The organism is Olleya sp. AS48 (assembly GCF_038900355.1).
Classification (GTDB): Bacteria; Bacteroidota; Bacteroidia; order Flavobacteriales; family Flavobacteriaceae; genus Olleya.
Genome location: NZ_JBBMRD010000001.1, coordinates 445,678 through 469,659, shown reverse-complemented (window position 1 = coordinate 469,659; position 23,982 = coordinate 445,678). Strand labels below are relative to the sequence as shown.

The following is a 23,982-nucleotide window of genomic DNA, read 5'->3' as shown; positions in this document are numbered from 1 at the left end:
TTTTTAAGAATATAAAATCAAAAAGACACCTAATAATATCCCAAATAAAGGAACAAGTTTTTTGCGTTTATTATGTTCTTTAAAAACAATCCCTCCAATTACAACTGCAATTATAAGTTGACTTCTTTTTATAGCAGATAATAACATGATTAAGGCATCAGGATCTTGTAGTGCTTTAAAGTAAAAATAATCTGCTGCTTGTAATAAAATACCAACAGCAATAATAGTCCAACGCCATTTAAACGCTTGTCGTTTAGCTTTATACGGAAACCACGTAATAGATAATATAACTATTAAAATTAGTATGGTATACCAACAAAACCAAAATTGTAACGTTTGAGGGTTAAGGCTTAAACTCTGAATCAAAAATTTATCATATAAACCGCTAGAAGCACCTAAAAATGTTGCTCCGATAATAGCGAAAATCCATTTGTTTCTTTTAAATATAATACCTTCTTTTTTACCAATTCTAGAATAGAGGATTACAGAAAATATGATAAGAAAAAAACCTATCCATTGTAAAAACTTAGGCGTTTCGTTATAAATAATTATGGCTCCAATAAAAGTAAAAAAAGGACCTGCGGATCGGATTGGTGTGACAATAGTTATGGGTAAATGTTTTAACGCTTGATAGGCTAATATCCATGACGCAGCCATAATCATTGATTTGATAAATATAAAACCATGCGTTTGCCAAGGAATACTAGTAATATAAAATCCTAAGTTTTTGGTTTCCTCTGGAAAAAAAACAGAACCAATAAAAAACGGAAGTATAAATAAAAAGCCAGATCCAATGGTACCTAAAAGTACAGGAAAAACCTCATTACCTTGTACTGCATGCTTTTTACACAAATTATGTAATCCTAAAAAAAGAGCTGCTAATAAACCTAAATACATCCACATGCTGCGAATATAGTTTTTTAACAGATTTTGAAATACTAAAACTGATATTTTTAAACGTTTTGCACCATCAAAAATTAAATTTTAATCAAAAAACTATATTTTAAATGTGATAAGATTTTTACTACAACGGACTTTTTTACTGTTCATCGTTTGAATGGAATTTCTTACTAATAATGACAACACTTTTTTTCGGTTTTATGACGAATTTAACTTTTATGCATTTACTAGTTAAGTACTAAAAACATTAGACTTAAACCATATTTAAACATAATTAATTAACGATTCTACACTCTAATTCAAAATCATTATTATTTCGATAATTGTGGGTTTTGACAGCTTATTATTTCATTAAAATTTTTGTCTTTTATTGATTTCAATTGTTGTTAATTTGCCGGCTTAATTAATTTTTAAAATAAAAAATAATTTGAATATGAAACAGTATTACAACATTTTATCATTAACACTTATACTAGTATTTAGTATGCAATTTTCTTTTGCACAAAACACAGAAAAGACTTGGTCTTTTGAAACTGGTTTTACTGCAATTGATGTTTATCCTGTCGGAGAAGATTTTCCTCAAGGAGATTATTTAGACGAATTTTTAAATCTAAACGATCATTGGAATTACGGTGTTTATGTTGGGATTACAAGAAACTTTAATAATAACTTATCACTTTCTGCTAGAGGTACTTTTAGCGAAATTAGCAAATGGGGTGATTTAGGTGCTGCAGATGAAAGTGTATTAGTGGATAACCTAAAATATTATGGTTTAGACGCTATGATCAATTATGCTTTTGGTAAAGGTAAATTACAACCTTTTTTAGCAGTTGGTGGTGGTTACACTTGGATTGAAGAAGGTCCATACAATACTTCTTTTGCTGCTAACGGATCAGACTTAGTTGGTGCTGGTACTGTAAATGGAGCTTTAGGATTACGTTATAACGTTACTAATAGATTTGGTATTAACTTACAGACAACATATAAGCACTCATTTGAGGACTATTTAACAAAGCATTGGGCACACAGTTTAGGTTTAGTTTATAGCTTAAATCAAGATACTATTAAGGAAGAAAACAGTGCTGACATGTCAGTTACAGATTCTAAAAATGACAAACGTTGGTCTTTTGAAACTGGTGTAAGTGCTATTGATGTTTATCCTGTTGGAGAAAATGCGCCTCAAGGAGATTATTTTGACGAATTTTTTAACCTTAACGATCACTGGAATTTAGGTGTATATGTTGGTGTAACTAAAAATTTCAACAAAAACTTATCTATTACTGCAAGAGGTACTTTAAATGAGTTAACTAAATGGGGTGATTTAGGTAGTGCAGATGAAAGCGTTTTAGTAGACAACCTTAAGTATTACGGTTTAGATGGTATGATTAACTATGCATTTGGTAAAAACGATTTACAACCATTTTTAGCAGTTGGTGGTGGTTATACTTGGATTGAAGAAGGTCCTTATAATACATCTTATGCAGCAAACGGTTCAGATTTAGTTGGTGCAGGTACTGTTAATGGTGCAGTTGGTTTAAAATATAGCATCAATGATGATTTTGGATTAAACTTGCAAACCACTTACAAACATGCGTTTAAAGACTACTTACCAAAACATTTTGCCCATAGCTTAGGTATCGTGTATAAATTAGGAAATGGAAACGCTAAGGAAGAAGTAAATAACGATATTGATGGAGATGGTGTACCAAACGAGTATGATGTTTGTCCAGAAGTTGCAGGATTAGCTAGTCTTGGTGGATGTCCTGATACTGATGGTGATGGTGTTGCTGATAAAGACGATTTATGTCCTGAAGTAAAAGGTCGTGTTGAATTTGGTGGATGTCCAGATACTGATGGTGACGGTTTCCCTGATAATAAAGATAACTGTCCTGGGGTAAAAGGAACAGATAACGGTTGTCCTGTTGTTGTTAAAGACGTTAAGCCAGTTGCTAACCCTATTGAAGGCGAAAGAAAAGTGTATTTTGCTTATGATAGTGCAGAGCTTGATTTAAATGCTAAAATAATCTTAGATCAATTAACTACAGATATGACTAAAGATGCATCTTACAACGTGTCTATAGTTGGTCATGCAGACAACAAAGGTGGTGTTAACTATAACTACAACCTATCTGTAAAAAGAGCGCAAACTATTAAAGATTACTTAGTATCTAAAGGATTAGCTTCAGATGTTATTACGACTACAGGAGTAGGAGAGACGCAACCAGCAACTACTAATACAACTGCTGCTGGTAGAGCAGAAAACAGAAGAGGTGTATTAACTATTAAGATTAACTAATTAGTTAATCCATAAATTACAACTTATAAAAAAAGCTATCATAATTTTAATTATGATAGCTTTTTTGTTTTATAAAACTTAATGTTATTATAAATTATTCAAAAGTATGACGTTGTTCTGCTATAACAGATGCTTTAAGCAATTGGTTAAATGTTTTTATACTTTCAAAGTTTTTAGTAATTTGACTAGAAACAGCCACTCCAGAAATTCCCGTTTTTAAAATAGCTTCAATATCTGAAGTTGTAATTCCTCCAACACCAATAATTGGCGTTGTTGTATTTAAAACATCCATAATTGCATTATAACCTTCTAAACCTAGAATTGGTCCTACATTGGCTTTAGTATCAGTAAATCTAAAAGGTCCCAAACTAATATAATCAACTTCTTTAGTGATTAAAGTTTCGCAGTCTTCTAAAGTATTAGCAGTACCTCCAATACTTTGCCAAGTATATAAGTGTTTTCTAGCAATAGTTGGACAAGTGTCTGAAGGTCCTAAATGGACTCCATCTGCTTTAATCGTTTTAGCTAATTTATAATGGTCATTTATAATTAATCTTGTCTGATAATGGGATGTTATTTTTATAACCGCTTCAGCCAATTTTAAAAACTTTTTTTCAGACACATTTTTATAACGTAATTGTACTAATTCTGCACCAGAAGTACATGCCTTTTGCACATTTTCTAAAATTTGTTTAGCAGTTTCGCCTTGTGTTATATAGTGTAGTTTAGGTATAATCATGTATTTAATACTTTCTTGTTACAACCGTGTTTTGGATATTAAAACACAAAAATACAACTATTATAAACACTTAAGTCTTTCTTGAAGTGCACAACTATTATAATTTATTAAGAAGGCTTTAGCAAAAGTTTAATAGATACATACAACCTTAGCAGTACTATGTTATGTAACTTTGTAGTTGCAATATTTAAGGTCTAAAACAGACTTATAATAGCACACCTACAAACTATGAAAACTCAAAAAACATCATATTCTATTTTAGATTTAGCGTTAGTGTCTCAAGATCATTCACTAAAGCAAACCTATGATAATGCGTTACATTTAGCACAACAAGCGGAAGACTTTGGTTATAAAAGATATTGGTTGGCAGAACACCATAACTCGCCCAATATAGGTAGTAGTGCCACCTCAATTTTAATTGGTTATGTTGCACAAGGCACCAAAACAATAACTATTGGATCTGGAGGAATTATGTTACCAAATCATTCGCCATTAATAGTAGCAGAGCAGTTTGGTACATTAGCGACGTTATATCCTAACCGTATTGATTTAGGCTTGGGTAGAGCACCTGGAACAGATCGTGAAACAGCTGAAGCGATTAGATCTGATTTTATGGAAGCTGCACACGCATTTCCTAATATGGTAGGACAAATTCAGCAATATTTTTCTGAAGATAATGCAACATCTAAAGTTAGAGCTACAGTTGCAGAAGGCGTGACTGTTCCTATTTACATCTTAGGATCAAGTACAGTTAGTGCTCATTTAGCCTCTAAAAAGGGATTACCTTATGCATTTGCAAGTCACTTTGCGACAACTCATTTATGGGATGCTTTAGATATTTATAGAAATAAATTTCAACCTTCATCAGTGTTGCAAAAACCTTATGTTATTACTGGTGTAAACATTATTATTGCAGATACTGATCAAGAAGCAGAGCGTCTATCTACGTCATTAATTAGCATGATTGTTGGCTTATTTACAGGCAAGAGACAAGCAGTACAACCACCAACAGAGATGACAGAGTATTACAAAGAGGTTTTAAAAAATCCTCAGGTACATCAAATGTTAAAATATTCTTTTATTGGTAGCAAAGATACTGTAAAGCCTAAAATTAAAGCATTTATGGAGCAGACTAAAGCTGACGAGCTTATTGCTGTTACTAATATTTATGATATTAACGACCGTATTAAATCGTATCAATTATTTGCAGAAATTATGGATGAGCTAAATACTGATTAGCACTAATTTTTGTACATTTAATGATGAAGCTTTTCTAATTAATCATTTAGTTTTAATGAAAATATACGAAACACTTGTTATTGGTGGTGGTCAGGCAGGTTTGTCTGTCGCCTATTTTTTAAGACGTTATAAAATTGAATATTTAGTTTTGGACGATCAAGATCAAGCAGGTGGATCATGGACAAATACTTGGGACAGTTTAAAGTTGTTTTCTCCAACACAATTCAGCTCATTATCTGGTTGGGGAATGCCTGAAGGCGAATCCGAATATCCTAGTAAAACGAGTTTTATTGAGTATTTAAAGCAATATGAAATACGTTATAATTTAAATATTAAAAGAAGTACTAAAGTAACCGCTGTACATAAAACAGCGTTTGGCTATAAACTTGAAACAAATACGGGAACGTATTACTGTAAAACCTTAGTTAGTGCTACAGGAACTGCACAAAACCCTTATATACCAACATATCCTAAGCAAGAGATGTTTTTAGGAACCATGATACATTCTTCAGAATATAAAAATGCAGATTCCTATACTAACAAAAGTGTATTAATAGTAGGAGGCGGAAACTCGGGAGCACAAGTTTTAGCAGAAGTTTCTAAAGTTGCAAAAACCCAATGGGTTACTATAACTGAGCCTAATTTTTTACCTGATGGTATTGATGGTCGCTATTTGTTTAATGATGCTACAGATAAGTTTTATGGAAAAACAGGTAATACTAATGCTGGTTTAAAAACATCGTTAAGCGATATTGTCATGGTACAAAGCGTAAAAGAGGCTAGAGGTAGAGGTGCACTAACGTCTAAACGTCCTTTTTCTTCTTTTTACGATAATGGAGTTGTTTGGGACAATGAAGATAAAACTGCATTTGACGCAGTGATTTGGTGCACTGGTTTTAAGGCTAACTTAAAACATTTAGAGACCTTGGGTATTATTGAAAATAATAAAATAGAGACCAGTTATACTAAGTGTAAAAAATTACCAAATTTATGGTTAGTTGGTTATGGTAGTTGGACTGGATTTGCATCTGCGACTATTTACGGTGTCGGCAAAACTGCAAGGCATACTGTTAATAATATAGTTTCGATTTTAAGATCTTAACATTTTAATTATTAATCAACTAATTTTGTATTTCAAATTAAAAACCTTTAAATATTCAGCACAAAAAAAACCTATTAAAATCACGTTTTAATAGGCTTTATTTTTTTTATATGTACTATTTAAAAGACTTATTGTTTTTTAGAACTACTTTTAAATTTATAGGTAATTCCAAAGTTAATTCCGAATGACGAATAAGGTACTTTTTGAGATAATTTTCTTGAAGAATCTGTATTTGTATTAGATAAATTATCAACATAAGTTGTTTCTTTATTATAACCATTTGGTAAATTATCTATATTGTAAAAACCAGCAAATGCAACAGTACCATCAGGTAATACTACATCTGTATTGAATTCAGTAATTTCAGAATCTTTACGCTTTAAGCTAATTCCGTAATACTCAGCTTCAATAAATAAATTTAAATTATCATTTAAATTAAATTTATAACCTAAAGCACCTACAAATCCTAGCGGAAAATGTCCATGAAAATCTTCTTTATAATTTGTCTCAGAATAAGACCCTAAAGGGATTCCAAAAGCATCAGCTTCAGCTTGACTAAGTGTTGACTTATCATAGACTACAGCTTCCGTTTTTCCACCTAATTTTAATAAAGCACCAAAACGACCATAAATATTGTTTGTAAATTTATAGACAATAGATGTTGATGCTCCAAAAGCACGAGCTCTCGCAACAGCATCTATTTCACGATTTGGTACGCTAACTTCAGATACCGTTTGGTCTGTACCATGTAAGTATCCTAAACCTAAATCTACACCAAAAGACTCATTAAAATAATAAGTACCTCTTAATTGCACGTTTGCACCTTCACCATAACTACCATAAGCGTTTTCTGTTTCTGATAGGTTAATAGATTCTCCTAATTTCATTCCAGCACTTCCAACAGCATAACCTGTACTTAAAGAGACTTCTAATTGAGCAAATGATAGACCACTAATTAATAGTGCTGTTAACACTATTCCAAATTGTTTCATAATTGTTTGATTTGAAAATTATTTTTTATAAAAGTAAGATTGAATTTATAGCTATTTTACTTCAATTTCAACCTTTGCAAATATACTTGATTTTTATACAAAGTAGCTTTGAAAATAGTTAATCTCTTGGTGTAAATACGGACTAATTTGCTAATCAAATACTTAAGTCAACTAGCGTCGTTAAAAAGCTTGTAGGAAAAAAAATGTTAATTTGAACATGGATAATATTAGTTTTAAAAATGTAAATATTATATTAGTAAAACCAAACTAACTTAACCGCATTTAAAATTCTGATTAGTGCTATGAAAAATGATTATCAAGACCCTTTAGGAACCCACTCAGAACAACTTAAAACCAATAAATTAAATTATTTAAAACAATTAGAAAAAGATAAAATTATAGAGCGACAAATTCGTTTTCAAGAGTTACTAATCAGTATATCTACACAATATATTAACTCTGATTTATCAGACATTGAAAATTTAATTAATACTTCTTTACAACAAATATGCGAGTTTGTAGAGTCTGACAGAAGTTACATTTTTTCATACAATTTTAAAGACAACACCACGTCTAATACTTACGAGTGGTGTGCACAAGGTATTGAACCAGAATTGGATAATTTACAGCAAGTCCCATTAGATTATTTTCCGCAATGGGTTGAAGCACATAAAAAAGGGGAAGCCTTTTTTGTGGAAGATGTCAGTTTATTACCAAAAGATGGCGAGCATGGTTTACGTGCTGTTTTAGAGCCACAAGGCATTAAAAGCTTAATAACGATACCTAAGTTTAAAAATAAAGAATTGATAGGTTTTATAGGATTTGACTCCGTTAAACAAATTAATAAATTTAATGATCAAGAAAAAGATATCCTTTTTGTATTTGCTAACATGCTAGTAAATATTATTCAACGAAAGGAAAATGAAGAACGTCTTAAGGAGCAAGAGGCTAAAAAAGAAGAATTATTACAGTTTTTATCACGTCAAAATGAAGAGTTAAATGAATATGCTCATGTTGTATCACACGATTTAAAAGCACCATTAATAAATATCCATACGCTAATAAGTTGGTTTATGGACGACCATAAAGATATATTGGAGGATGCTGCATTAACTCCATTACATCAAGTATTGTTTAATGTAGAAAAGATGGATTTTTTAATCAAAGGAATTTTAGATTACTCAACCATAGACAGACTTGAGGCAGAAGATAAATCTATTGATTTTAATGTAATCATAGACGAGGTTATACAAACACTATTAGTACCAACTTACGTTAACATAACAGTACAACCAAACTTACCTAGTATAAATGGTAATGCTTGGCGATTTAAACAAGTGTTTCAAAATTTGATACAAAATGCCATAAAATATGGTAATCCAGAAAAAGGAAGTATACAAGTTGGTTACACAGATCATGATGATCATTATCAGTTTTTTGTCAAAGACAATGGTATTGGTATTAAATCTGATTATTACGACAAAATTTTTAAAGTCTTTACTAAATTAGAAAGTACAGGATCATCTTCTGGTATAGGTTTGTCCATTGTAAAAAAAATTATTACTTACTATAAAGGGACTATTTGGGTTGACAGTCAAGAAGGTGTTGGAACCACTTTTTATTTTACGTTATTAAAAAACTAGCCCAATTTCTTTTTTTAAATAAAATGGATTGAGCAATAAGTGACATTATTACTTGTTAATTTTGTTTAACCTTACACTTGTATTGTTAAACATTTTGTATCTTCACACAATTAAAACTAATAGATACAAAAGACACTAAATAATAACGATATGTTCGGAATATTCAAAAAGAAATCAGAAAAAGAAAAATTACAAGCTAAATATGAAACGCTTTTAAAAGAAGCGCACACGTTGTCTACCACAAACAGAAAACTAAGTGATCAAAAAACGTTTGAAGCTGAAGAAGTTATGAAACAGTTAGAAAAACTTAATTAAGGTTTCTAGCTTTTTTATTAAGCATTTTATAACGTCAATTAAATGAGTCTTTTAAATTTAGCAATACTACTATCTAGTTGTTCCTTTTTATTTTATGGTATTAATTGCCTGTCTTCTCAGAAAATGAAAGACGAGTTTAAAAGATTTGGCTTAGACAAACAAAGAGTCCTAACAGGCATTTTACAAATATTAGGAGCTTTAGGCTTGATTTTAGGTTTTTTCCTGTCTCCAATACTAACATTAATAGCTTCTGCGGGATTAACAATTTTAATGTTGTCAGGTTTTATAGTTAGGATAAAAATAAAAGATAGTATAGCACAAGCCTTACCATCGTTAATATTTACACTTATAAACTTATATATTTGTGTAGAATATTATTACAAAATTACTTCGTATTAGACTTTAAATAAAAGCAATAATTAGGCATAAGGTTAAAAACAACGCTGCAGGAAAAGATTTTATCAATGGATCATTAATCTTAAAATGCATCACAACAGATCCCGATAAAAGTAAAGCTAATCCTAATGCTGCTGGTTGTTTTAAAACAGGAAACCAAATAGCACAAATTAATAAAACAGCAAGAGTTACCTTAAAAAAACCAACGATGTAACACATTTGCTTTGATAGTCCATAAACACGAAACTCTTCTAATAAAGTTTTTGCATTTCCGCCTCGCCATTTTGTTGCTTTATTATATTGTATTAGCCATACGTTAAGTATACTTATACCCACTATAATTTGAAGTGCAATAATTAAATAATTCATGATAATGATGGTTTTATTGATTTATAACTAGATTAGCTTATCTCAAAAATACAAATTTTGTTTATCTTTACGTAAAAATAATTAAACAAAATAGTAAAGTGAAAAAACAGGATTATAAAATACATATAATTGGTGCTGGAATTAGTGGTTTAATTGCTGCAACGGTTTTAGAAAAAAATGGATTATCTCCTGTTATTATTGAAACGACTGATAGGGTTGGAGGCCGAGTAAAAACAGATATTGTAGAAGGTTACCAATTAGATCATGGTTTTCAGGTATTATTAACTGCTTATCCTGCTGCACAAAAATATCTTAATCTTGAAGCCTTGCAATTACAAACGTTTATTCCAGGAGCTTCAATTTTTAAAAATGGAAAACAAAATAGTATTGGAGATCCTCTCAGAGATAAGTCTTTATTATTATCGACTGTATTTGCTAGGGTAGGAACCCTTTCTGATAAATTTAAAATTTTGAAACTTAATAATAAATTAAAGAAAAAATCACTTTCAGAAATATTTTCAAGCAAAGAACAAACCACAAAATCCTATTTAGTAGATTTTGGTTTTTCTTCAAAAATGATACATGACTTTTTTAATCCTTTTTTTAGCGGAATCTTTCTAGAAAACAAATTAGAAACCTCTAGCAGAATGTTTGAATTTGTATATAAAATGTTTGGTCAGGGTGACGCAGCGTTGCCAAAAGGAGGAATGCAAGCCATACCAAAACAATTATCAAATAATTTAAGGCGTACCACGTTTAAATTTAATACAAAAGTGGCAACTGTTAATGATAGCAAAATAATTCTTGAAGATGGGCAAAAGATTAAAAGTGATTTTACCATTATAGCAACAGAACCAAGTAAATTAGTAAACAAACTAAACAAAAAAGTAACAGAATGGCAAAGCTGTGATACTTTGTATTTTGAAACTGAAAGTAAAGTTATTAATAAACCTTTAATTGGTTTAATCCCTGAAAAAGATGCAGTGATAAATAACATTTTTTATCACACTAGCCTTGATTCCGATTTAAAAGGTAACAAAGAGTTACTTTCAGTTACTGTTGTAGATAATCAAAACTTGTCTTCAGAAAAATTGATACAACGTGTTAAAACCGAATTAAAACAGTATTGTGGTATTGATGTAATTAAACTTATCAAGCATTACAAAATCCCAATGTCTTTACCTAAATTACAAAATTTACAATACAACCTTTTACCATCACAAACGCGTTTGACTGATACAATTTTTCTAGCAGGAGATGTACAATTAAATGGATCATTAAATGCTGCTATGATAGCAGGAGAGAAGGCTGCACTTGGTGTTTTGGATAATTTATAGTCATGTGTTTTAAATTTTAAAGGTTTAAGTAGTCTTATGACTAAGTTAAAATCACCTAAAAAACAGAAGATATGTATTATTTTTGTAGTCAATATATTAAGCATAAAAAATAAGATTTGTTAGATAAAAAACAGCAATTACCACAAACACAAGTATTAGATACAGACTATTTTATTTACTGTCTTGAAGCAGTTGAAGATGAAGAGATTGAAACTGTGACAGAAACGCAAAACAAATTAGACCTGTTAACATCACAGTATGGTGTTGCTAGTATTTATAACACATGCGACTCTATTGAAGGTTTAGAATCTAACCTAAATGCATTGGTCTTGGACGATCATAACTTTAATGATTACGAAATAATTTATCTAGTAATCCCAGGCGAAGCTAATAGTATTATTCTAAACGATTATAATTATAGTTTGCAGGAAGTTGCAGAGCTTTTTGAAGGACGATTACAAGGTAAGATTCTACATTTTTCCAATGCTAAAGTGTTAGATTTAGATGAAGAAGAAGCACAATATTTTTTAGATATTACTGGAGCAAAAGCTATCTCTGGTTATGGTTATGAATCCAACGGAATTACCAGCTCAAACCTTGATATAGCCTTTTTTAACTTATTTAAAGAAGATGATAATATGTTTGACGTTGTCGAAGAGCTGCATCAAAGACATTACAAACTATGCAAACTTCTTGACTTTAGATTGTATTATTAAGAATAACAATGTATTATTAAAACAAATAGACGCATTGTCTTAATTTAAAAACCCTAACTAATTTTGCATATAGTTAGGGTTTTTACAATGTTATTTTTGTTTATAAAATCGTGCTACTCTTTAAAGCTAATATCTCTAATATTACTTATTTGGGAATATATAATTTCAAAATTTAACTTTTAGGACTAATTTTATTTATGGTTGTGGTAAATCCATTTTGCGAAAAGGTTAAAGCTTTTTCATTACCATCTATAATCTCTAAAGTTGCACCAACTACAGTGTCATAAAGTGTAGTCTCATTTTTTTGGGTTAATTCACTTTTAACGCCTTGTGCTTCTACTACTAAATACAACTTCGTGTTTTCTTCAATTATTTCTAGTGTTAAATTTGCTTCTTTAAGCAAATATTTACCAGTATATTTTTTAAAGTTTTCAATATTAACGGTCTTAAAGTTTTCAATTTTTTCATTACTCAAATACGCTAATAAATCATCTTTTAAAGTCTTTTCAAACGGTATACTCATGGTATTACTAAACATTAAAAACAAGTTTTTAGTTTTAGGATTATAAGCATTTCTAAAAGCATAGCCTATGTTATTTCCACCATGTCCAAATAATTTTTCGTTAGCATTATTAGATTTCATAATTCCAAAACCATAATTCTCATTCCCTGACGCCATCATTTGTTGTACTGTTTCTTTTTTAAGTAAAATATCCGTTTCAAATAAAGAGGTGTAAAACAATTCCATATCAGATAATGTAGATGCTATACTTCCTGCTGAATTTGCAATATTTGCAAAAAACTTATAATTCAAATACGCTGTAACATCTTTTTCTTGATGGTAAGGTGTTGCTAAATTTGGTAAACCTTTGTGTAAATAAGGGTAAGTATTATTCATTTTTAAAGGAATAATGATGCGCTCTCTAACCAAATCAAAATAACTTTGATCCGTTATTTTTTCAATAATTCTGCCTAATAACAAGTAGTTTGTATTGCAATAATCATACTTACCTATCATTTTTGGATTGTTTTGTTCTATTTGGTTTAAAAGATCAATATTATAAATAGAATCATTTTTAGCATAAAATGCATCTTGGATGTTTTTTCCTATAACTTCATCCAAACCACTCTCATGAGTTAGTAATTGTTGGATAGTTAATCCATTATCTACATTTTTTAGTGGTGTCAAATACATACCTATACTATCACTTAGTTTTACTTTGCCTTTTTCTACTTCTTGAAGCAATAAAATAGCAGTAAAGGTTTTTGATGCACTACCAATATTAAAAACATGATTTTCATGTAAGCTAAAGTTACCAAGACTTAATGCGTTTATCTCATTATCTTTTTTTATTAGTATAGCAACACCTTTATTTTGTTGGGTTAACAAGGGATTAAATTTCTGATCAATAAGGTCTAATTTGTCTTCCTGAGCAAAAGACATACTTTGAATAAGTACAAATAGTAATAGTGTAAATTGTTGTAAAGTTTTCATGTGATATCTATTTTTAAATTATACCTCAAAACTCTCTTAATTCTGCAATATCTAAAAAAAAGAATGACAAACAGGTCTGATAAAATGACAACGGTAAAAAGACCTATTATCATTAAAAAAGAGTGGTTTACACTTATTTAGGCAACTTTCATCATTATAAAACAGAGATGTTTAGATGAAATAGTATTTTTGATTAGATAATTAATGCAATAAAATGTCAAAATTAGAGTCTTGGTTAGATAATAAAATAGTACAAAACCTCTTTATTTGGGTTTTCTTCTTTTTAATTTTACTAACGGTTATATCCAATAGCAATAGGGTAGAAGTTGCACTGTTTTCTATATTACTGTTGGCACCAGCTGTATACATAAACAACCTTGTAATACTGCCTTATTTTAAACAAAATCGTGCGTTATTTCTTTTATTTTTTATTTTAAATACGCTGTGTTTTACCATAATTTCTGTTTTACTTATTAAAACTATAGATAACCAAGAGTTTGAAATAAGAATGTTTATTAACTTTTTTGGAATAATGGTTTTAGCACTAATTTTTGCTTCATCTATAAAATTGGTAAGAGATAATTTTATTAGACGTCATCAGGAAAAAGAAGCCGAATTAAATTTACTTAAAGCACAATTAAATCCACATTTTTTATTCAATACATTAAATAATTTATATGGCTTAGCAGTTGTAAAATCGGATAAATTGCCAAATCTAATGTTGAAATTATCAGACTTATTACGTTATAGTTTATATGAAACAAAAGACACTTTAGTCCCTTTAGAAAAAGAAATTACTTATTTGGAAAACTATATGTCTTTAGAGAAAATCCGATTAGAAGACAAAACCGAAATTGAATTTATAAAATCAGGAGTGATTTCATCAAAAAAAATAGCTCCTATGTTATTAATTGTCTTTGTTGAAAACGCATTTAAACATTTAGGAACCTTGACAAATGGAGAAAGTAAGGTTTTAGTTTCTGTTATGGTAGATGATAAAAAAATAACATTTATATGTAATAATACTTTTGATAAAAACAGCATAAAGCAAAATGATTTTGAAAAAGGAAAGCGTGGTATTGGCTTAAAAAACGCTACTAAACGATTATCTTTAATGTATCCAGAAAAATATCAGCTAACCATTACAGATAATGATAAAAGCTATAATACCAAATTAATAATAAATGTTTAGATGAAAAATTTACAATGTATTATTGCAGATGACGAACCTATAGCACGTCAAATTTTGGAAAATTATATTCAAGCAATTCCTAATTTAGAAATTATAGCGTCTTGTAAAAATGCTTTTGAAGTACTTGAAATATTGCAAACTAAGACTGTGGATATTTTATTTTTAGACATTAATATGCCTAAGCTTTCTGGTTTAAGTTTACTAAAAACCATACAGCAAAAACCGTCTGTAATTATAACGACTGCCTATCCAGAATATGCTATTGAAGGGTTTGAACTTTCTGTAACAGACTATTTATTAAAACCTTTCTCTCTAGAACGTTTTTTACAAGCTGTAAATAAAGTGCCTCAAAAAGAAGTCTCAAAGCCTGAAACTACGACAATAACAAAACAAGAAATTCCACTATCAATATTTGTGAAAAGTGACAAAAAAATTATTAAAATAGATTTTGATCAAATTAATCATATCGAAGCATATGGTAATTATATCAAGATTTTTACAGATACAATGATTTTAACACCACAAACGCTAACGGAATTTTTAGAAAAACTTCCAAATCATTTTATCAGGATTCATAAATCATGTATCATAAATTTTAATCAGTTAAAACTGATTGATGGTAATCAAGTAGTACTTCAAAATAATACAAAGTTACAAATAGGAAAATCTTATCGGAAAAGTGTTTTAGATAGCATTTAAGATTTTCTATCTTTTATTTATATAATAACTCTTGTTTGACTTTATAATATATATTGAGATACTTTTGACCTATGAATAGTCTTTTCCTCGGAATATAACTTGATAGTAATAGCAGTTAACACTCAAGTAGAAGAAGACCGTTTATTGGAAATCACAGAATTATGTAAAATAGAATAAATGTTAAGCATTTTATCATGACTCACATATTTAATTATTTATAGAAACTTTATAAGGAGTTCGTGAATTTTGTAAAAACTCAATTTTATGAATTTAAGCTTTCATGGCAATCCATGAGAATCGCGTATTTAAAAAAACTTGATCATTTGTACAGAATATTAAATTTATCTAAAAACTAAAATGCTAATGCTTCAAAACCGTAGTAAAAAGGTTTGTTATAAAAACAACACATACTGAGATATTTTACATATTATTGAATTAAAGCTACACATCTAAATTATTCTAATGAAACCGAAATTAGCTTGACATAATTACTATCGATATAAGTCTAGAGACGTTATATCTGCAATTATGTCAAATATCGCCCAAAAGCGCTATTATGCTAATTGTTATAATTTGTACTATAATGTACTTGCGTTATGTAACTTGAGCTTTGGGTAAAAGCGAAAGTTGTTACTACAGTTTCTTGAAAAAATTTATTCTATAAGTTTCATTTACAATGTTAATGGAACACTTTTTATCCGACGACGTAGGAGGGAAGCTTAATGTGTGTGGAATGGGATATTATAAAAAAAAACAACTAGCTATCACAAACATTACGTTTTAAAAGCATGTATTCACCATTACTTTTAAACTCACGAATAGAAACACCAACATACTTTTTAAATGTTCTTGAAAGGTGACTTACATCTGTAAACCCCAAGTCATCAGCTATTTCACTTAAATTATAATCAGAATTTAACAACCGAATTTCAACAAGTTTCAATTTCGCCTTTATAATATATTCTCTTAAAGGCATTCTCACTTGTTTTTTAAAAAACTCACTAACATAAGTTGGAGACATTAAAAATACATCTGCTAAATTTTCTACCTTAAGCAAGTTTGTTTTATCAATATTCTCATTAATATAGGTTAACATTTTTGTTATTCTATCATCAGTATTATTTTCTGCGACTTCATAAATGTCTCCTTTTTTAATATTTCTTATTAAAATTTCCAAAATACTGGTCATTAAACTTCTTATTAGAGAAATAGACTCTTTACTATAGTTTCTAGATTCTTGTAAAATCATGGTAATCAGGTTTTCCAAGTATTGCCTATCCACTTCACTTTTAATAATATCTCCTGGTAACTGATTGTAATTAGAAAGAATATAAGCAGCTTCTTTAAACCACTCATCTCTATCAATGGATACTTTGTTGACTCCCTTAAAAAATGAATCGGTGAATTTTAGAAACACAAATTTTGAAGGCGTTTCAATATCAAACTTATGACATTTTAAAGGTGGAAGTAAGAACATACTACCCGAACTATATTCATAATCATTGTAATTAATACATTGTGTCCCGCTACCTTGTTTTACTAGAACTAATTCAAAAAAGTTGTTTTTAACGGCTCTAGGAATCCATTTTGACAATTCTAATTCTTGTATTTCAAAAGGTTTGTATGCTTCTAAAACTTCCATATTTCATTGGTTTTTATACAAATCTATGTAAAATAATATAATTTAAACCGAAAAACTAACTATAAACCTCTATAAATACATAAACAACCATTCGTTGTACAAAGATAGGATTTGATATTGCCTGTAACTTTGCAGTGTAATTAAAAATGAAATTATTAATCAACTTTAAAAATTATAAAAATGAAAAAATTAGTATTAATAACTGCCTTATCTTCATTAGTACTAGTGATGTGCAAATCACCAAATGAAAAAAAGAATGTTCAATCTGAAGGAACAACAACTCAAATCGAAAAAGTTACACATGAAATAAAAACTGCTGAAACCGTATTTTCCAGTCAAGATATTAGACCAGGAAATTTAGCAGTAACAAGCAATGGAAGACTATTCGTTACTATGAACCCTTTGGTTGCACCAACAACTAAAGTATTTGAATTAAACAAAGATGGTAAAAATGTTTCATATCCTAATGATGAATATGCAACTGGAGTCAATTCAATCTTAAAAGCTGTAATTGGTATTAGAGCAGACAGTAAAGACAATCTTTGGTTATTAGATATGGGAGCAAAACAATTTGTGGTTTGGGATACTAAAAACGAAAAATTAGTAAAAACTATTGCCATTCCAGAAGCTGTGATAAAGCCAGCTAGTTTTTTACAAGATTTTATTATTGATGAAAAACACAATCGAGTTATCATTGCTGATATGACTCAAGGCGATTTAAAAAGCGCACCAGAACCTGCTTTTATTGTTATAAACACTGAAAATGGCGAAGCTAAAAGAATGGCACAAAACCATCCATCAATGATGCCAGAAATGGAAGGTGGTTTTGCATTGAATCCAATTGCTATCGATCCCAAGTTTAATTGGGTATATTTTGGAGCATTACATGGAAAAACAATGTACAGAGTACCTGCAAGTAGTTTCAATTCTGATGAAGAATTAGTGAATACCATAGAAAGATTTGGTGTTAAATCTTTTTCTGATGGAATGGCTGTTGATAAAAACGGAAACGTTTATGTAACTAATGTTGTAGATGGTGAAATAGGATTATCCACAAAAGAAGCCTATACAACGCTAGCTAAAATTCCAGAAGGACAATCATGGCCAGATGGTTTATACGTTGCTAACGACGGGTTTATTTATGGTACAGTAGATCAATTAAACAGAACTGCTGCTTTAAACAATGGTGAAGACGTAAGTACTGGACCTTATTTAGTTGTAAAAACAAAACTTTTAAAATAACATAAAAACATTTTAATAATAATAATCATGAGCAAGTTAACAGTTGTAGCCAGAATAGTAGCTAAAGAAGAAAAAAGAGAATTTGTAAAAGCAGAATTATTAAAATTAATTCCAATTACAAGAGCCGAAAAAGGAAATATAAATTATGACCTACATCAAGATAATGAAAATCCAAACCTATTTTTATTTCATGAAAATTGGGAAAGTAGAGAGCTATGGCAAGAGCATATGAATAATGAACATTTAGCTGAATACTTAAAAGTTACTGATGGTGCTGTTGAAGAATTTATCTTAAATGAAATGACCGTTATTGGTTAATAGTTGTACGAGCGTATTCATAATCGGATACGTTTTTACTTTCAATACTAAATATCATGATATCTAATAAAAAAATAACCATTGGCGTAACGAATTTATCTTTTCACAGAATAGCGGCTTCATTAGTAACAAATATTCTCCTGGATATGGGTTTTGAAGTAAATCGTATTTATGAGCACCATGAAAAAAACTTCCAAAACCTAAAAGAAGGAAAAACAGACCTTTTAACATCTGCTTGGTTACCTTCTAGTCATGGTGGATATAGGGCAGAAGTTCAAAAAACGGTTCCACTTACAAATTTAGGACTTCATTATAAACCTTATGCTTTATGGGGTGTTCCAGAATATGTTTCTGAAGAAGATGTAAGTGAAGTTTCAGATTTATTAAAACCAGAAGTATTAGCGAAAATGAATCGTAGAATTCAAGGTATTAATCCTGGAGCTGGTATAAGTCGTTTTTCTGCTCAAATGATTACCGATTACAATTTAGGTGAAGCTGGATACTCTTTTCATACAGGAACAGAGGAAGACTGTTTTAGTACTTTTGAAAAAGCAGTTACTAATAAAGAGTGGATTGTAGTGCCTTTATGGAAACCTCAATTTTTACATTATAAATATAAAATAAGAGAGCTCAAAGACCCAAAAGGTTTATTAGGAGTTGTGGACGAAGCTGTTTTATTAATTAGAGATGATAAAAAAGATTTATTCTCTTCAGAGCAATTAAAAGTTTTAGACAGCCTTTATTTTGGCAATGATGTTATCGCTGAATTGGATTATAAAGTAAGCGTTGATGGTATGGACATAGATAAAGTAACCAAAACTTGGTTAGAACAAAATAGATAATTTAAAAAAAAACATATAATGAAAGCAATAGGATTTAAACAATCATTACCAATACAAGAAGAAAATAGTTTCATTTTATTTGAAACAAAAAAACCAAGTCCAACAGGATTTGACATTTTAGTTAAAGTTCAAGCAAACTCTGTAAATCCAGTAGATTTTAAAATTAGAGCATCTGCTGCAAAAGATGCAGTTTTAGAAACACCAAAAGTTATTGGCTGGGATGCTGTAGGAATAGTGGAAGCTGTAGGTGAAAAAACATCAAAATTTAAAGTAGGTGATGAAGTTTTTTATGCAGGTGACATTACACGAAGCGGAAGTAATGCTGAATTTCAATTAGTCGACGAGCGTATAGTAGGTCGTAAACCAAAAAAACTAACAATTGCCGAAGCTGCAGCAATGCCTTTAACAAGTTTAACTGCTTATGAAGCAATATTTGATAGAATTAAAATTAATCCAGAAAAAGACCAAGGCAAAACCGTTTTAGTTTTAGCAGGTGCTGGAGGAGTTGGTTCTATTGCTATTCAATTGGCTAAAAAGCTAGGAAATTTAACCGTAATTGCTACAGCTTCAAGACCAGATTCAATTGCTTGGTGTAAAGATTTAGGCGCTGATTTTGTGGTAAATCATCACAACTTAAAAGAAGAATTAGAAAAAATTGGGCATTCTCAAGTGAACTATATTTTGGATTTTGTGGACTTAGAAGGCTATTGGGAAACAGCTGCAGAAATTATAAAACCACAAGGACATATTGTTTCAATTACAGAAAGTAGTAAACCGTTAAATTTAAACATTATGAAATCTAAGAGTGTTACTTTTTCTTGGGAATTAATGTACACACGCTCTATGTTTAACACAGAAGATATGGATAGACAACACGAAATTTTAAATCATGTTGCAGACTTATTAGACAATGGAACTTTAAAATCAACTTTAACAACCACACTTGAAGGGTTTACAGTAGCGAATTTAAAGAAGGCACATGAAGTACAAGAATCAAGTAAATCTATTGGAAAAACAGTTATTTTATTTTAATCAAAATAAGTATATAAAATGAGTATAAAAAAAGTATTAGTAACAGTAATCATTTCTTTATTATTTATAATAAATACAAATGGACAGGTAACAACCATTGATTCTGTAGCAACCTCTAAAGTCCAACATTTCAATTTTGATGACATGCCATCTGAAACTATTGGCGAAGGTATCAAGCGTAAATGGTTTCATGGAGAAAAAGGTCAAATGACCATTTTTAATTTAGAAAAAGGAGCACATATTCCTTGGCACAAACATCCAAACGAACAGATTACTTACATCATGTCTGGTAAAGTAAAAATTAAAACCATAATTGATGGAAAAGAAACTATTGTTGAAGTTGGAGCAGGAGAAGTTATCGTGTTCCCTGAGAATGTACCACATGAATTTTGGGCTTTAGAAAAAACGGTTGATTTAGACGTACATGTTCCTGTTCGTCAAGATTGGTTAACTAAAGAATTACCAGATTATTTAAAAAAAAGCAAGTAAAATGAAAAAAAATATAATCACTTTAAGTCTAATAATAACAGTTATGGTAACACATGGACAAACAGCAATAACAGATTCTGAAGTTTTTGCAACTACAGATCAGGCAGTTGGTAATATTACATTTACAAACTCCGGAGATTTAGTATATAGCCATCATCCTTTTTTTGCACCAGAAAACAGAGTCATGATTATGGATGCTAAAACCAAGGAAAGCAAACCGTTTCCTAATAAAGCATGGAATACACCAAGAGACACAGACGATAATTTTTTAAGTAATGTCCTCGGAATAAGAAATGATAAAAATGGCATTGTATGGATGTTAGATATGGCACAACGTAATAATGTAACACCAAAAATTGTAGGTTGGAACACTAAAACTAACCAATTAGAGCGTATATATTACTTACCAAAATCTTCAGTTCCAAAAGAATCACAACCTAATGATATGGTTGTTGATACTAAACATGGATTTTTTATTATTGCTGATGAAGGCATTGGAAATGGAGGAGATGGCAGTAAAGGGGCTTTCATTATTGTGGATATGAAAACAGGTAAAACACGTCGTTTACTGGAAGGTACACGCACAACCTTACCTGAAAACACACCAACAATAATTAACGGAAAACATTTAGCTGTAAATGATAAAGATTTATTAGTTGGTAATGATGGTATTACTGCAGATGCTAATTTTGAATATGTCTACTACGGACCATTAAATGGTACAAAAATCTACAGAATTAAGACCTTAGATTTAGTAAATGAAAACTTAACTGAAGTAGAATTAGACAGTAAAATCGATACCTATTCTGAAAAACCAAACAATGGCGGAATGAGTATTGATACTGTAGGAAACCTTTATCTCACTGCTTTAGAGACTAAAAGTGTAGCTGTAGTTTTGGCAAAAGATAGAAGTGTAAAAACCATGACTAAAGATAAAAACATGGTATGGCCAGATGGTGTAAGTTACAACCATGTAGATGGCTATATGTATGTTTCTGCAGCACAAGTAAACAAAGGTGCAGTTTTTAATAATGGTACAGATCAGTCAACAAAACCGTTTTACATTTTCAGATTTAAGCCATTGGTAAAAGGAGTTTCTTTTAGATAATTATGTAAAATAGAATTCGATTTTAACTCGGCCTCATAAAATTTTGGCAAAATAATAAGGTAAAGTGAGCGTGCATATTTTAGGGGTTTAGTAATACGGTTTCTTAACAGTTTCAATTATACAAGGTATTTCTAAGCGCTGTTAACTAGTTACAATGTTTCCTAAAATATAGCGAATAAGCCGTAAATTGTTTCCAAAAGTTTATGCAGCCTTGAATTTTTGTTTCTTTTGTTTCAAGACAAAAGACAATGAAGCTTTAAAAGAAAACTTCAATTAGTAGATTAAATATAACAAGTGCATGGAATTTTATTTTTCTTAAAATTTATACTCTTGTGGCAAGTTGACGAGAATCGCTTAAAATTTTTTTTGACGTATATTTTGTCGAATACACGATTTTTAAAAACATGGCAAAAGGTTAGCTTTTATAATGCGCTGACAAGCGGCTGGAAATTGAGTTATAAATAAATTGCAATGCAATAAGCAATTTGTATTTATAAAAACAATATGGCGTTACCAGCGGATATTTTACATAACGTCAAATTATAGTTACAAATACTTTAGTATTCACGAACTCAAAAATTTAAAATAATAATACGTGAGTAAATGCAAACAATTCTGCGAAGCAAACCGCTTAATAGTTTAATTGCCCCAAGTTCTCAATAGTCTTTAATAGATGAATGTTTCTTGGGGTATTTTACATAGTATAGAATTATAGCTATCAAATGGACCATTGATGTAAACAGCTATACAAATGCATTTGTATTATAATTTATATTATGTAAAATAGAATATTTCAAAACCTCTTCTATTGTTAGAAATACATGATTAATAGTTTTATTAGGAATTTTAAAACTATATACTATAAATCAATTGCTTCAAATTAAAAAAATATTCATCGACTTAATTTATAGACTATAAAATGTCAATAGAATACTTTATTTAAGTTTCGTTTTTAAAACAATATTTAAAGTTAAACCCAGAATAATTAAAATTATACCAAGTAAGCTAATTAGCGTATAGATTTCTTGTAACCAAATGGCTCCAATTATCATTGTAAATACAACTTCAATATATTTTAACGGTGCAACTTGATTAATTTCGGCATTTAGTAAAGCTTTAGTCATGTATAGTTGTCCAAAATAACCAAAGATTCCTAAGCTTAGCAATAAAACCCATTCCATACCTTGTGGATTTTTCCAATGGTTTATACTTAGCACACCTCCAATGATTGCAGAAATAATCATAAAATAATTTACTACAACTATCGGATGATCATGGCTTCCAATTTTACGGATTATTATATAAACTAAACCAGTAAAAACAGCAGATAATAAAGCATATAACAAACCTAAAGTATCAATGTTATTATCAAAGCCTTTTAAAATAACGACTCCCAAAAATGCTATAAAAAAACATATCCATTGAAAGTATTTGATATGTTCTTTTAGTAAAAATATTGCAAAAAAAGCTGCAAATATGGGAGAAATATACCTAATGGATACTGCAGATCCCATAGATAGATGATTAAGAGACATAAAAAACAAGGTCATAGCAATACAGCCAACTACTCCTCTAGCAATCAATAAACCTTTTTTATTTCCTAAAAAATTTATCTTGTTTTTTAGTAAAAACGGAACAGTAAAAAATAAGGTTCCAATGGATCTAAAAAACACCACTTGATTAACATTAAAATGGCTAGATTGTTTGACTAAAACATTTAATAGTGCAAATCCTAATGCACTGATAGTCATATAAAATATTGCTTTTTTTTGCATACTTTTATTATTTAGACTTTCATATTTAGTCATATATTAAAAGCAGCTTGTTTAGAAGCTGCTTTTTAGTGCAAATATACTTGTAAATGCTAAATTTATAGGTA

General features: G+C 29.8%; 23 protein-coding genes. 16 read left to right on the top strand and 7 right to left on the bottom strand.

What is annotated here, in order from left to right; translation table 11 throughout:
• Nucleotides 1-3: 3 nt before the first annotated feature.
• A complete protein-coding gene (locus tag WNY60_RS02220; protein WP_342861351.1) occupies nt 4-903 on the bottom strand; it encodes an EamA family transporter in 900 nt (299 codons plus the stop codon).
• 430 nt (nt 904-1,333) lie between these two features.
• On the opposite strand from WNY60_RS02220, the gene WNY60_RS02215 reads away from it, so the two are divergent.
• Nucleotides 1,334-3,196, top strand: coding sequence for an OmpA family protein (locus WNY60_RS02215; protein ID WP_342861350.1), 1,863 nt, complete (start codon nt 1,334-1,336; stop codon nt 3,194-3,196).
• A gap of 94 nt (nt 3,197-3,290) precedes the next feature.
• Here WNY60_RS02215 and thiE read toward each other — a convergent pair whose 3' ends face one another.
• Complete coding sequence (gene thiE, locus WNY60_RS02210; protein WP_342861349.1) at nt 3,291-3,935, bottom strand: thiamine phosphate synthase; 645 nt, start codon at nt 3,933-3,935, stop codon at nt 3,291-3,293.
• Between the two features lie 228 nt (nt 3,936-4,163).
• On the opposite strand from thiE, the gene WNY60_RS02205 reads away from it, so the two are divergent.
• Together WNY60_RS02205 and WNY60_RS02200 are read left to right on the top strand one after the other, a co-directional pair.
• Nucleotides 4,164-5,174: an LLM class flavin-dependent oxidoreductase gene (locus tag WNY60_RS02205; RefSeq protein ID WP_342861348.1), complete on the top strand. Its 1,011-nt coding sequence runs from the start codon at nt 4,164-4,166 to the stop codon at nt 5,172-5,174.
• A 55-nt stretch (nt 5,175-5,229) separates the two neighbouring features.
• Nucleotides 5,230-6,276: an ArsO family NAD(P)H-dependent flavin-containing monooxygenase gene (locus WNY60_RS02200; RefSeq protein ID WP_342861347.1), complete on the top strand. Its 1,047-nt coding sequence runs from the start codon at nt 5,230-5,232 to the stop codon at nt 6,274-6,276.
• 128 nt (nt 6,277-6,404) lie between these two features.
• Here WNY60_RS02200 and WNY60_RS02195 read toward each other — a convergent pair whose 3' ends face one another.
• The gene (locus WNY60_RS02195; RefSeq protein ID WP_339807768.1) at nt 6,405-7,268 is read right to left on the bottom strand and encodes an outer membrane beta-barrel protein; all 864 of its coding nucleotides are present in this window, start codon (nt 7,266-7,268) and stop codon (nt 6,405-6,407) included.
• 302 nt (nt 7,269-7,570) lie between these two features.
• Here WNY60_RS02195 and WNY60_RS02190 point away from each other — a divergent pair, with 302 nt between their 5' ends.
• The 3 genes from WNY60_RS02190 (at nt 7,571) to WNY60_RS02180 (ending at nt 9,625) form a co-directional block, all read left to right on the top strand.
• On the top strand, nt 7,571-8,911 hold the full coding sequence (locus WNY60_RS02190; protein WP_342861346.1) for an ATP-binding protein: 1,341 nt from the start codon (nt 7,571-7,573) through the stop codon (nt 8,909-8,911).
• A gap of 150 nt (nt 8,912-9,061) precedes the next feature.
• Entirely contained in the window at nt 9,062-9,226 is a 165-nt protein-coding gene (locus WNY60_RS02185; RefSeq protein ID WP_145001693.1) for a Lacal_2735 family protein, read from the top strand.
• A gap of 42 nt (nt 9,227-9,268) precedes the next feature.
• Nucleotides 9,269-9,625, top strand: coding sequence for a DoxX family protein (locus tag WNY60_RS02180; RefSeq protein WP_342861345.1), 357 nt, complete (start codon nt 9,269-9,271; stop codon nt 9,623-9,625).
• Nucleotides 9,626-9,628: 3 nt separating this feature from the next.
• On the opposite strand, the gene WNY60_RS02175 is transcribed toward WNY60_RS02180, so the two are convergent.
• Complete coding sequence (locus WNY60_RS02175; RefSeq protein ID WP_342861344.1) at nt 9,629-9,991, bottom strand: DoxX family protein; 363 nt, start codon at nt 9,989-9,991, stop codon at nt 9,629-9,631.
• A gap of 98 nt (nt 9,992-10,089) precedes the next feature.
• On the opposite strand from WNY60_RS02175, the gene WNY60_RS02170 reads away from it, so the two are divergent.
• On the top strand, nt 10,090-11,328 hold the full coding sequence (locus tag WNY60_RS02170) for an NAD(P)/FAD-dependent oxidoreductase (protein WP_342861343.1): 1,239 nt from the start codon (nt 10,090-10,092) through the stop codon (nt 11,326-11,328).
• Between the two features lie 116 nt (nt 11,329-11,444).
• Complete coding sequence (locus WNY60_RS02165; RefSeq protein ID WP_292945418.1) at nt 11,445-12,044, top strand: DUF6642 family protein; 600 nt, start codon at nt 11,445-11,447, stop codon at nt 12,042-12,044.
• 172 nt (nt 12,045-12,216) lie between these two features.
• On the opposite strand, the gene WNY60_RS02160 is transcribed toward WNY60_RS02165, so the two are convergent.
• Entirely contained in the window at nt 12,217-13,539 is a 1,323-nt protein-coding gene (locus tag WNY60_RS02160; protein WP_342861342.1) for a serine hydrolase domain-containing protein, read from the bottom strand.
• Between the two features lie 214 nt (nt 13,540-13,753).
• On the opposite strand from WNY60_RS02160, the gene WNY60_RS02155 reads away from it, so the two are divergent.
• Nucleotides 13,754-14,731 carry a sensor histidine kinase gene (locus WNY60_RS02155; protein ID WP_342861341.1) on the top strand — a complete coding sequence of 326 codons (978 nt, stop codon included), beginning with the start codon at nt 13,754-13,756 and terminating at the stop codon, nt 14,729-14,731.
• Nucleotides 14,732-15,430: a LytTR family DNA-binding domain-containing protein gene (locus tag WNY60_RS02150; protein ID WP_342861340.1), complete on the top strand. Its 699-nt coding sequence runs from the start codon at nt 14,732-14,734 to the stop codon at nt 15,428-15,430. It abuts the gene before it with no gap.
• A 757-nt stretch (nt 15,431-16,187) separates the two neighbouring features.
• On the opposite strand, the gene WNY60_RS02145 is transcribed toward WNY60_RS02150, so the two are convergent.
• Entirely contained in the window at nt 16,188-17,072 is an 885-nt protein-coding gene (locus WNY60_RS02145) for an AraC family transcriptional regulator (protein ID WP_342861339.1), read from the bottom strand.
• A gap of 180 nt (nt 17,073-17,252) precedes the next feature.
• Between WNY60_RS02145 and WNY60_RS02140 the strand changes: the two genes are divergently transcribed.
• From WNY60_RS02140 to WNY60_RS02115, 6 genes are read left to right on the top strand one after another with little or no spacing between them, the layout of a single operon-like run.
• Nucleotides 17,253-18,314, top strand: a complete 1,062-nt coding sequence (locus tag WNY60_RS02140; RefSeq protein WP_342861338.1) for an L-dopachrome tautomerase-related protein — start codon at nt 17,253-17,255, stop codon at nt 18,312-18,314.
• A 27-nt stretch (nt 18,315-18,341) separates the two neighbouring features.
• A complete protein-coding gene (locus tag WNY60_RS02135; RefSeq protein ID WP_088696690.1) occupies nt 18,342-18,632 on the top strand; it encodes a putative quinol monooxygenase in 291 nt (96 codons plus the stop codon).
• Nucleotides 18,633-18,688: 56 nt separating this feature from the next.
• On the top strand, nt 18,689-19,474 hold the full coding sequence (locus WNY60_RS02130) for a glycine betaine ABC transporter substrate-binding protein (RefSeq protein ID WP_342861337.1): 786 nt from the start codon (nt 18,689-18,691) through the stop codon (nt 19,472-19,474).
• Nucleotides 19,475-19,492: 18 nt separating this feature from the next.
• On the top strand, nt 19,493-20,506 hold the full coding sequence (locus tag WNY60_RS02125) for a zinc-binding alcohol dehydrogenase family protein (protein WP_342861336.1): 1,014 nt from the start codon (nt 19,493-19,495) through the stop codon (nt 20,504-20,506).
• Between the two features lie 18 nt (nt 20,507-20,524).
• The gene (locus WNY60_RS02120; RefSeq protein WP_342861335.1) at nt 20,525-20,995 is read left to right on the top strand and encodes a cupin domain-containing protein; all 471 of its coding nucleotides are present in this window, start codon (nt 20,525-20,527) and stop codon (nt 20,993-20,995) included.
• 1 nt (nt 20,996) lies between these two features.
• Entirely contained in the window at nt 20,997-22,103 is a 1,107-nt protein-coding gene (locus tag WNY60_RS02115; RefSeq protein ID WP_342861334.1) for an L-dopachrome tautomerase-related protein, read from the top strand.
• 935 nt (nt 22,104-23,038) lie between these two features.
• Here the strand turns inward: WNY60_RS02115 and WNY60_RS02110 are convergent.
• Entirely contained in the window at nt 23,039-23,911 is an 873-nt protein-coding gene (locus WNY60_RS02110; RefSeq protein ID WP_342861333.1) for a DMT family transporter, read from the bottom strand.
• Nucleotides 23,912-23,982 lie beyond the last annotated feature (71 nt).